This is a genomic window from Alkalihalobacillus alcalophilus ATCC 27647 = CGMCC 1.3604 (assembly GCF_000292245.2).
In the GTDB taxonomy this organism is placed as follows: Bacteria; Bacillota; Bacilli; order Bacillales; family Bacillaceae_D; genus Alkalihalobacillus; species Alkalihalobacillus alcalophilus.
This window is the reverse complement of sequence record NZ_ALPT02000121.1, coordinates 1-8,680: the sequence shown is the minus strand read 5'-3', so window position 1 is coordinate 8,680 and position 8,680 is coordinate 1. Positions and strand designations below refer to the sequence as shown.

The 8,680-nt window shown below is 38.5% G+C and carries 7 protein-coding genes, 17 tRNA genes and 1 rRNA gene; all 25 read left to right on the top strand.

Annotated features, from left to right (window positions below; genetic code table 11):
- Positions 1 to 62 precede the first annotated feature (62 nt).
- The 25 genes from rrf (at position 63) to BALCAV_RS19815 (ending at position 8,548) form a co-directional block, all read left to right on the top strand.
- Positions 63 to 178 (top strand): 5S ribosomal RNA (gene rrf, locus BALCAV_RS19930).
- A 9-nt stretch (positions 179 to 187) separates the two neighbouring features.
- Positions 188 to 262 (top strand) — tRNA-Asn (locus tag BALCAV_RS19925).
- Positions 263 to 272: 10 nt separating this feature from the next.
- Positions 273 to 366: transfer RNA gene (locus BALCAV_RS19920), tRNA-Ser, on the top strand.
- 31 nt (positions 367 to 397) lie between these two features.
- A tRNA-Glu gene (locus BALCAV_RS19915) sits at positions 398 to 472 on the top strand.
- A gap of 152 nt (positions 473 to 624) precedes the next feature.
- Positions 625 to 700, top strand: a tRNA-Val gene (locus BALCAV_RS19910).
- Between the two features lie 158 nt (positions 701 to 858).
- Positions 859 to 935: transfer RNA gene (locus BALCAV_RS19905), tRNA-Met, on the top strand.
- A gap of 143 nt (positions 936 to 1,078) precedes the next feature.
- A tRNA-Asp gene (locus BALCAV_RS19900) sits at positions 1,079 to 1,155 on the top strand.
- 27 nt (positions 1,156 to 1,182) lie between these two features.
- Positions 1,183 to 1,258, top strand: a tRNA-Phe gene (locus tag BALCAV_RS19895).
- A gap of 7 nt (positions 1,259 to 1,265) precedes the next feature.
- A tRNA-Thr gene (locus tag BALCAV_RS19890) sits at positions 1,266 to 1,338 on the top strand.
- Between the two features lie 71 nt (positions 1,339 to 1,409).
- Positions 1,410 to 1,494: transfer RNA gene (locus BALCAV_RS19885), tRNA-Tyr, on the top strand.
- 7 nt (positions 1,495 to 1,501) lie between these two features.
- Positions 1,502 to 1,575 (top strand) — tRNA-Trp (locus BALCAV_RS19880).
- Between the two features lie 11 nt (positions 1,576 to 1,586).
- A tRNA-His gene (locus tag BALCAV_RS19875) sits at positions 1,587 to 1,662 on the top strand.
- 19 nt (positions 1,663 to 1,681) lie between these two features.
- Positions 1,682 to 1,756: transfer RNA gene (locus BALCAV_RS19870), tRNA-Gln, on the top strand.
- Between the two features lie 4 nt (positions 1,757 to 1,760).
- A tRNA-Gly gene (locus tag BALCAV_RS19865) sits at positions 1,761 to 1,835 on the top strand.
- Between the two features lie 6 nt (positions 1,836 to 1,841).
- Positions 1,842 to 1,915, top strand: a tRNA-Cys gene (locus BALCAV_RS19860).
- A gap of 35 nt (positions 1,916 to 1,950) precedes the next feature.
- Positions 1,951 to 2,039: transfer RNA gene (locus BALCAV_RS19855), tRNA-Leu, on the top strand.
- A 3-nt stretch (positions 2,040 to 2,042) separates the two neighbouring features.
- Positions 2,043 to 2,119: transfer RNA gene (locus tag BALCAV_RS19850), tRNA-Arg, on the top strand.
- Between the two features lie 671 nt (positions 2,120 to 2,790).
- The gene (locus BALCAV_RS19845) at positions 2,791 to 4,089 is read left to right on the top strand and encodes a NupC/NupG family nucleoside CNT transporter (RefSeq protein WP_003324675.1); all 1,299 of its coding nucleotides are present in this window, start codon (positions 2,791 to 2,793) and stop codon (positions 4,087 to 4,089) included.
- A 305-nt stretch (positions 4,090 to 4,394) separates the two neighbouring features.
- A tRNA-Leu gene (locus BALCAV_RS19840) sits at positions 4,395 to 4,477 on the top strand.
- Positions 4,478 to 4,575: 98 nt separating this feature from the next.
- On the top strand, positions 4,576 to 4,779 hold the full coding sequence (locus BALCAV_RS22935) for a hypothetical protein (protein ID WP_052044421.1): 204 nt from the start codon (positions 4,576 to 4,578) through the stop codon (positions 4,777 to 4,779).
- A 2-nt stretch (positions 4,780 to 4,781) separates the two neighbouring features.
- On the top strand, positions 4,782 to 4,961 hold the full coding sequence (locus BALCAV_RS22930) for a tyrosine-type recombinase/integrase (protein WP_052044420.1): 180 nt from the start codon (positions 4,782 to 4,784) through the stop codon (positions 4,959 to 4,961).
- A 187-nt stretch (positions 4,962 to 5,148) separates the two neighbouring features.
- Positions 5,149 to 6,813 (top strand): SulP family inorganic anion transporter, encoded by a 1,665-nt coding sequence (locus BALCAV_RS19830; RefSeq protein WP_040324292.1) that lies wholly within the window; start codon positions 5,149 to 5,151, stop codon positions 6,811 to 6,813.
- Between the two features lie 16 nt (positions 6,814 to 6,829).
- Positions 6,830 to 7,396, top strand: coding sequence for a carbonic anhydrase (locus BALCAV_RS19825; RefSeq protein ID WP_040324291.1), 567 nt, complete (start codon positions 6,830 to 6,832; stop codon positions 7,394 to 7,396).
- Between the two features lie 243 nt (positions 7,397 to 7,639).
- Positions 7,640 to 8,026 (top strand): rhodanese-like domain-containing protein, encoded by a 387-nt coding sequence (locus BALCAV_RS19820; RefSeq protein WP_040324290.1) that lies wholly within the window; start codon positions 7,640 to 7,642, stop codon positions 8,024 to 8,026.
- Positions 8,027 to 8,287: 261 nt separating this feature from the next.
- Complete coding sequence (locus BALCAV_RS19815; protein WP_004427599.1) at positions 8,288 to 8,548, top strand: metal-sensitive transcriptional regulator; 261 nt, start codon at positions 8,288 to 8,290, stop codon at positions 8,546 to 8,548.
- Positions 8,549 to 8,680 lie beyond the last annotated feature (132 nt).

Below are 8,680 nucleotides of genomic sequence, written 5' to 3'. Positions count from 1 at the left end.
TGTGACATGACTGAGGGAGAGAAGTTGACGAAGAAATACGAAGCTTATCTGAAGTCCAAAAGTCTGGTGGCGATAGCAAAGAGGTCACACCCGTTCCCATGCCGAACACGGCCGTTAAGCTCTTTTGCGCCGATGGTAGTTGGGGGCTTCCCCCTGTGAGAGTAGGACGTTGCCAGGCAGATATTATTCCACAGTAGCTCAGTGGTAGAGCAATCGGCTGTTAACCGATCGGTCGTAGGTTCGAGTCCTACCTGTGGAGCCAATATTTATTCGGAGAGCTGTCCGAGTTGGCCGAAGGAGCACGATTGGAAATCGTGTAGGCGGTGTAGAACCGTCTCGAGGGTTCGAATCCCTCGCTCTCCGCCAGAAAATACTCGGATTTATATAAATAATAGATGGCCCGTTGGTCAAGCGGTTAAGACACCGCCCTTTCACGGCGGTAACACGGGTTCGAATCCCGTACGGGTCACCAACTTTTAAACTGAAGCCTAAAAGGCAGTTGTCAAAGAGAAGCGAAAAGGTCGAGGATAGGAAGTGTTCGAAAGAAGGAGCGTACATCGTACGTGACTGAAAGAGAAACACGAACTAGACGAAGAGATTTGAAGTTTATCTGAAGACAAAAATGGAGGATTAGCTCAGCTGGGAGAGCACCTGCCTTACAAGCAGGGGGTCGGCGGTTCGATCCCGTCATCCTCCACCATTTAAATTAATTTTAATAACGACGCGGGGTGGAGCAACGAGCATTACATCAATGAGTAATCTCCGAGTAACATCGACGCAGTAAACTTCAAAGCACAAGCTAGAAGAGGAAGATGTCTTCATCTTTGAGAAAGACATCATCCATTAACTTTATAACGTCGCGGGGTGGAGCAGTCTGGTAGCTCGTCGGGCTCATAACCCGAAGGTCGATGGTTCAAATCCGTCCCCCGCAACCAAATAATATAGCGATACTACGTAGAATAACCTTCATGCGAGCGTAGATAGTAGTGCTTGGAAAGTGCAACCAATATTTATTTATAAATAACGTTAAATAAGTGACGTTAAGAGTAAATATAAGTAATATAACCAATTTATACTTGGTCCGGTAGTTCAGTTGGTTAGAATGCCTGCCTGTCACGCAGGAGGTCGCGGGTTCGAGTCCCGTCCGGACCGCCATTATATTATAATATAGAATACATATTTGGCTTGGTAGCTCAGTCGGTAGAGCAATGGACTGAAAATCCATGTGTCGGCGGTTCGATTCCGTCCCAAGCCACCATTCAAATGCCGGCCTAGCTCAATTGGTAGAGCAACTGACTTGTAATCAGTAGGTTGGGGGTTCAAGTCCTCTGGCCGGCACTCTAAAATATTTATAATAAAAAAGTTGTTGATTTTTTATAACAATTGAGGTATTATAGATAGTGTCGTTTGGAGGGGTAGCGAAGTGGCTAAACGCGGCGGACTGTAAATCCGCTCCCTAAGGGTTCGGCGGTTCGAATCCGTCCCCCTCCACCATTTATATAGGGGCATAGTTTAAAGGTAGAACGAAGGTCTCCAAAACCTTTGGTGTGGGTTCAATTCCTACTGCCCCTGCCAAATTTAATATGGCGATTGTGGTGAAGTGGTTAACACATCGGATTGTGGTTCCGACATTCGTGGGTTCGATTCCCATCAGTCGCCCCATTTTTTTCTTTTGAAATATTGGGCTATCGCCAAGCGGTAAGGCAACGGATTTTGATTCCGTCATGCGTTGGTTCGAATCCAGCTAGCCCAGCCAATATGCGGAAGTAGTTCAGTGGTAGAACACCACCTTGCCAAGGTGGGGGTCGCGGGTTCGAATCCCGTCTTCCGCTCCAATTGATGGCGGCATAGCCAAGGGGTAAGGCACGGGTCTGCAAAACCTTTATCCCCGGTTCAAATCCGGGTGCCGCCTCCATCGATTATTTTATTATCTGCCTACTTACCTAAAATGCCGGGGTGGTGGAATTGGCAGACACACAGGACTTAAAATCCTGCGGTAGGTGACTACCGTGCCGGTTCAAGTCCGGCCCTCGGCACCATATGCGCCCTTAGCTCAGCTGGATAGAGTGTTTGACTACGAATCAAAAGGTCGGGAGTTCGAATCTCTCAGGGCGCGCCATTTTAATTAACACAAACGATTCTAATAAGAGATCGTTTTTTTTGTTTTTTCAAATCTATAATATACAGATTGATAAAAAAAGATAGGCGACTTGTTCTTTTATGAGAGAGCAGTCGCTTTTTAATTGAGTAAACCGCTCCGTTATTCCAAAACTGATTTAAAAGGGCTGGTCGTTAGCTTGCAAAGGCAGTAAACCTCCACATTGAAGGAAACTATTTATGGAAATAAGACGATTACTTTTTTATCAGAATAAGAAGGTAAGGGATAACTCCATATTACTTGTTAAGGAAATGATTTCCTCACTAAAGAAGTAATGAAATCAAGGTTGAAAAGTGGGAACACTTCTTGTATTATTAAAAAGGATAGTTATTAGATAGATCTGATGTCTGACGTCTTACGTTAAATAATAAAAATAAGTGAAAAGGTTTTCAAGTTGAGTGAATCTTAAAACTCAAAAAGAAAAGGAGTGGGTTTTAGGATATTTATAAAAAATAATGAATTGGCTTTTTAGAAAGAGATTGGAAGAACGGAAAGTGTTAATAGATAGATATTTAATTTTATAACAATAAATTTTTTTACAAACAAGAAGTCTGACATCTGAAGTCAGTCGAGTTTTAAGTGATTTCAAGTTGCTTTGACGCTCTTGTATTAAAAAATGAAGGAGATTCATTATGAATGTTATTTGGGGAATCTTAGGTATATTTTGTGTGTTAAGCCTTGCCTTTTTATTATCAAATAATAAAAAGAGAATAAATATTCGTACGATAATAGGAGGTCTATTGATTCAGCTCTCCTTTGCATTCATTGTTTTAAAATGGGAAACAGGACAAAAAATTCTAAGTTGGTTGGCTTTGAAAATTCAAGACATTATTAATTATACAAATGAAGGAATTGGTTTCTTATTTGGTGGGTTGATTGGTAATGAAAGTATAGGTTTTATTTTTGCATTCCAAGTTTTAACCGTTATTATCTTTTTTTCATCGCTTATTTCAGTACTGTATTATCTCGGAATTATGCAATGGTTTATTAAAATTATTGGCGGAGGGCTTTCAAAGTTACTTGGGACAAGCCAGGCAGAATCGATGTCCGCTGCTGCCAATATTTTTGTTGGTCAAACAGAAGCTCCACTTGTTATCCGTCCATATATTGCAAAGTTAACCCAATCAGAACTCTTTGCAGTAATGACGGGTGGTCTTGCTTCTATTGCAGGATCAGTACTTATTGGGTACTCATTATTAGGCATTCCACTTGAATATCTTTTAGCAGCTAGCTTTATGGCAGCACCAGCTGGTTTAATTATTGCTAAAATTATCGTTCCTGAAACAGAAACGGTAACGGAACTGGGAACGGCTGTCGCTAAAATTGAAACGAAACAAGAAGTTGAAACAGCAGCTACAGCTGAAATACAACAAGGTATTGTGCCACTTGAAGAAAAAATAGAGATGGAAGAGGAAAAGCCTGCCAATGTAATTGATGCTGCGGCAAGAGGAGCATCTGATGGTTTAATGCTTGCTTTAAATGTAGGAGCAATGTTACTTGCATTTATCGCTTTAATTGCTTTAATGAATGGAATTCTTTCCGGAATCGGTGGTTGGTTCGGCTTTGAATCATTATCATTAGAATTGATTTTAGGCTATATATTTGCTCCAATTGCTTTTGTCGTTGGTGTACCATGGAATGATGTCCTTCAGGCTGGTAGTTTTATCGGACAAAAAATTGTTTTAAATGAGTTTGTTGCATATGCTGCGTTTGCTCCTGAAATGGAAAATTTATCAGCAAAAACGAATATTGTTGTGAGTTTTGCTCTTTGTGGATTTGCAAATCTAGGTTCACTAGCTATACTTATTGGTGGCTTAGGTGGTCTTGCTCCGAATAGACGAAAAGAAATTGCTAACTTTGGAATTCGTGCTGTTATTGCAGGATCATTAGCTTCACTTTTAAGTGCTGCAATTGCAGGGATGTTATTATAGTTTATTCTAAATGATATCAAAGGGGAATATACGATTGTCCTCTCTATAAATGAGGCTCCTCAGTATTTAAATGAACTAAGGAAGGAGAATGGAAATACTAGATTTTCATTCTCCTATAAATTCAAGTTAGAAAAATAAATTGACAAACCTAGCATAAGGTGGTAAGATAATTCTTGTCAGTTCATTCAAATTGCTTTTCTATAAGCAATAAAACACATGCTGATGTGGCGGAATTGGCAGACGTGCACGACTCAAAACATGACGCATCTGTTTAAATTCGAAAACACTTAGCATTTTAACATTTTGCCTGAGTGGTGGAATGGCAGACACGGTGGACTCAAAATCCACTGCCAGCGATGGCGTGCCGGTTCAAGTCCGGCCTCAGGTATTAAACAAAACGTGAACTTCACAGTATTCTGTGGAGTTTTTTTATTTTTCTTTAGCACTGCTAAATTTACACAAAAAGTGTGCGGGAGGTAATGTGCAATGAGTAAGCGCAGAACAGTATTATCGGAAGACGAATTACGAATAGCAACAAAAACATCAAATGGAACAACAGACGAGGAAGCATTGAAATTATTTTTTGAGGATTGCCTATTACGGAACTTGAGACCACATACATTCAAGTATTATCGTGAAAGTCTAAAGGCAGAAGGTAAAATTCATTATGCGATAAAAAAACCTTTGTAGGATTGCGTGATTATACGATTATGCTTGTTATGTTAGATACTCCAGTTCGTATCAATGAATTAATTAATATTGAACTTCAAGACGTGAAAGAAAATGAGATTGTAATAAGGGAAACGAAGACATATTTCGAGCGGATTGTTCCAATGAGTCGAAAATTAAAGGAACAACTTGAGATATATTAAAATCAGTGGCAAGGCTGATACAGCACCAGTGAAAACCCCTCGTATTACAGCAATCAATCCTACACGACGAAAGAAACAAATAGCAACATGGCCATAAAATTTAAATGATTGACAAATTAGCTCAATAAACCTAAAATAGGTGTAGGGGTATAGGTATATAACGAATTTAAAGAGAGGAAGGAACCTTATGTTTAAAAAGTTAATTCCGGCATTGGAATGGATGCCAAATTATAAACGGTCAGATTTAAGCGGAGATATGTCAGCGGGGTTAATCGTTGCGATTATGCTTATTCCACAAGGGATGGCATATGCAATGTTAGCTGGATTACCACCGGTTATTGGGTTGTACGCTTCTACTATTCCACTTCTTATCTACGCATTATTTGGAACGTCGAGACAATTAGCGGTTGGTCCCGTTGCGATGGTGTCATTATTAGTACTAGCAGGGGTATCTACGATTGCAGAACCTGGAACAGATGAATATATCTCGTTAGTGTTACTTTTAATGCTTATGATAGGTATGATTCAGTTTCTAATGGGAGTGCTTAGACTTGGTTTCTTAGTAAACTTCTTATCTCATGCTGTAATTAGTGGTTTTACTTCAGCAGCAGCTATCATTATTGGATTAAGTCAGTTGAAGCATTTACTAGGAGTGAAACTAGATGCAGATAAAGATGTATTTAAGATTTTATTTGAGTCGATAAGCAGGGTTTCTGAAATAAATCCGATAACATTAACCATTGGATTGCTTAGTATTCTCATATTGATTGGATTAAGAAAGTTTGTACCTAAAATTCCAGGTCCGCTTGTGGTCGTCGTCCTAAGCATTAGTACAATCTACTTCTTACAGCTGCAACAAGCAGGAGTGAAAATTGTTGGTGAAGTACCAAAAGGTCTGCCGTCATTATCGCTTCCTGTATTTACACTAGATGCTGTTATGGCACTTCTTCCTATCGCACTTGCCATCTCTTTTATCGGTTTTATGGAATCGATTGCGATGGCAAAGGCAATAGCGGCTAAAGAAAAATATAAAGTAGTTCCAAATAAGGAGCTAGTAGGGTTAGGGCTTGCTAATATTGGTGGTTCTTTCTTTGCAGGATATCCTGTAACAGGAGGATTTTCCCGTTCAGCTGTGAACTATCAATCTGGGGCAAAGACACCACTTGCGACAATAATTACGGCTATTCTTATTATCCTAACCTTATTATTTTTCACTGGTTTCTTTTACTATCTTCCTAATGCAGTGTTAGCTGCGATCATTATGGTTGCTGTATACAGTCTAATCGATGTGAAAGAAGCAAAACATTTATTTAAAATCAAAAGTGTGGACGGTTGGACGTGGGTAATTACTTTTATTGCTACGCTAACAATTGGGATTGAGCAAGGGATATTAATTGGAGTAGTATTTTCCTTACTTGTTTTCATTGTTCGGAGTGCGTATCCTCATGTCGTAGAGTTAGGGTATTTACAAGAAGAAAAGGTGTTCCGAAATATTAAACGCTACCCAGAAGCAAAAGTAGACCCAGAAGTTATGATTTTCCGTGTCGATGCTTCATTATACTTTGCGAATATGACCTTTTTAGAAGATAAACTATGTGAGCGTGTAGGAGAAAAGCCTGAGACGAAGTGGATTATTTTAGATTTTTCAGGTGTGAACTCCATAGACGCTGTAGCGATACATTCATTAGAAGAAATAATGGAGTCATGTAGAAAAGGGGATATTGCATTTCATTTTGCGGGAATTAAAGGTCCTGTGATGGATTTACTGAAGAAAGCGAACTGGGATAAAAAATATGGGGAAAATTTAAGGCATTTATCGGTTGAGCACGCGCTTAAAGCTATTAACAAATAGAAGGAGAGGAGCAAAGATGGAGGAACTTGAATTAAGAAAGAAAAATGAAGAATTTATACAAAGGATTAAACAACAAGACCCAACATTCTTTGATGAGTTAAAAAAAGGTCAAACACCAGAATTCTTTGTCTTGTCTTGCAGTGATTCGCGTGTTAGTCCTTCTGTCATTACGCAAATGCCTTTAGGACACATGTTTGTCCATCGAAATATTGCTAATCAAGTGGTAACGGAAGATGAAAGTTTTTCGGCTAGTCTATATTATGCGTTGAAACACTTAAAGGTAAAAAAGATTGTCATTAAAGGTCATACCGACTGCGGAGGCGTAAAAGCCGCTTGGTTAGAGAACGATGAGCAGGAGCTCCAGGGTTGGATTTCAAGAGTTCGCACTAGTCTACCTGATAAGAGTATGACGATAGAACCAGTTTCACTGGATGAATTAACGAAGCTAAATGTTTTAAAACAAGTCGAAAGATTAATGGAGCACCCTATTTATAAGGAATACGGGACTGATATAGAAGTTTTAGGATGTTTATTTCATGTCGAGTCAGGGGAATTGGAAAGGGTGTTTCCGCTTGAGAATTAATTGGTTCTTAAAGTGGTTCTCTAAATAAGGTGTCTATCTTTTTTTAAGTTAACATTGCAAAAAGAATGCTATCGATAAAAGCATTTGATGCATATAAAGTCTCTTGTGAAAAGTCTAACTGACATTCATCATTACCGCTATATTGGTACTGTTTGGTATTTATTGTTTTATTGTCAACACCCCTTGACTTTATACCCTTATGGGTATAATATGTAAAATATAAAGTGCAAAGGGGGGAAGGTAATGAAGAAATATAGTTCCTATATTCTGCTGCTTGTATTAATTATCGGTTTTATTGGCTATAAGTTAATGCCCACAATAGGGGTAGAACAAGTGAGTACAGAACAACTTGCCAACATGATGACGAATGCATCTGATGACGTTTTCTATGTTGATGTACGAGAACCTCACGAATTTCAAGAGTCCCATATAGAAGGAATGACTAATGTTCCTCTTAGTGAGTTAGAAAGCAATTATCATCTAATTCCTGCTGATAAAACAGTTGTGATCATATGTAGAAGCGGGAATAGAAGCCTACAAGCCTTAAATAAACTTAAAGATTTTGGGTATCAAAATTTGGTTAATGTAAAAGGTGGAATGCTTGCTTGGGAAGGGGAAGTAACAAATTAGTTACTTCTTAGTTTAACAATATGACCATCTTCATAAATGTGCTATTATTAATATCAACGGTTCTTATAATATTCCTTTGCCTTATATAAAAAGGAATTTCTGTAAACTTGAAGGGAAACCTGTTTGTATTATTGGTTCAGATATGTTAGATGTAACGATAAGCGCTCGTTTTTAAAAGTAAAGGTGTTAAAGTAGCTGGATATTATATAGAGGATAATAAATATAGTAAGCAAGTGACTTGCAGAGATAGGAGGGAAATTCATGGAATACACTGATCAAATGAAAAATAGAGTGAAACGCATAGAGGGGCAAGTGAAAGCTATTTTAAGAATGATGGAAGAAGGAAAGGATTGTAAGGATCTCGTTGTTCAACTTTCTGCAGCAAGAAATGCGCTAGACCGGACAATTGGTGTTGTTGTTAGTACCAATTTGGAGCACTGTGTCAGAGAGCAGATCGAAAAAGGGGAAGATACAGAAAAATTCATCCAAGAAGCTGTTAATTTGTTAGTGAAAAGCAGGTAAAAAGATAATATAAAAAGGTGGACAGGGGGAATTAAAATAAGTTAATATACCCCTATAGGTATATACCTAGTGAATTGAAGAAAGTTGTTGTTAGCTAAAAAATAGGTTGACTAAATTTTTTTAATCAGATAT

Coding starts and splice junctions, on each gene's coding strand:
- BALCAV_RS19845 (WP_003324675.1), top strand. CDS start 2,791: ATGAATGTTATTTGGGGAATCTTAGGTATATTTTGTGTGTTAAGCCTT.
- BALCAV_RS22935 (WP_052044421.1), top strand. CDS start 4,576: ATGAGTAAGCGCAGAACAGTATTATCGGAAGACGAATTACGAATAGCA.
- BALCAV_RS19820 (WP_040324290.1), top strand. CDS start 7,640: ATGAAGAAATATAGTTCCTATATTCTGCTGCTTGTATTAATTATCGGT.
- BALCAV_RS19825 (WP_040324291.1), top strand. CDS start 6,830: ATGGAGGAACTTGAATTAAGAAAGAAAAATGAAGAATTTATACAAAGG.
- BALCAV_RS19815 (WP_004427599.1), top strand. CDS start 8,288: ATGGAATACACTGATCAAATGAAAAATAGAGTGAAACGCATAGAGGGG.
- BALCAV_RS19830 (WP_040324292.1), top strand. CDS start 5,149: ATGTTTAAAAAGTTAATTCCGGCATTGGAATGGATGCCAAATTATAAA.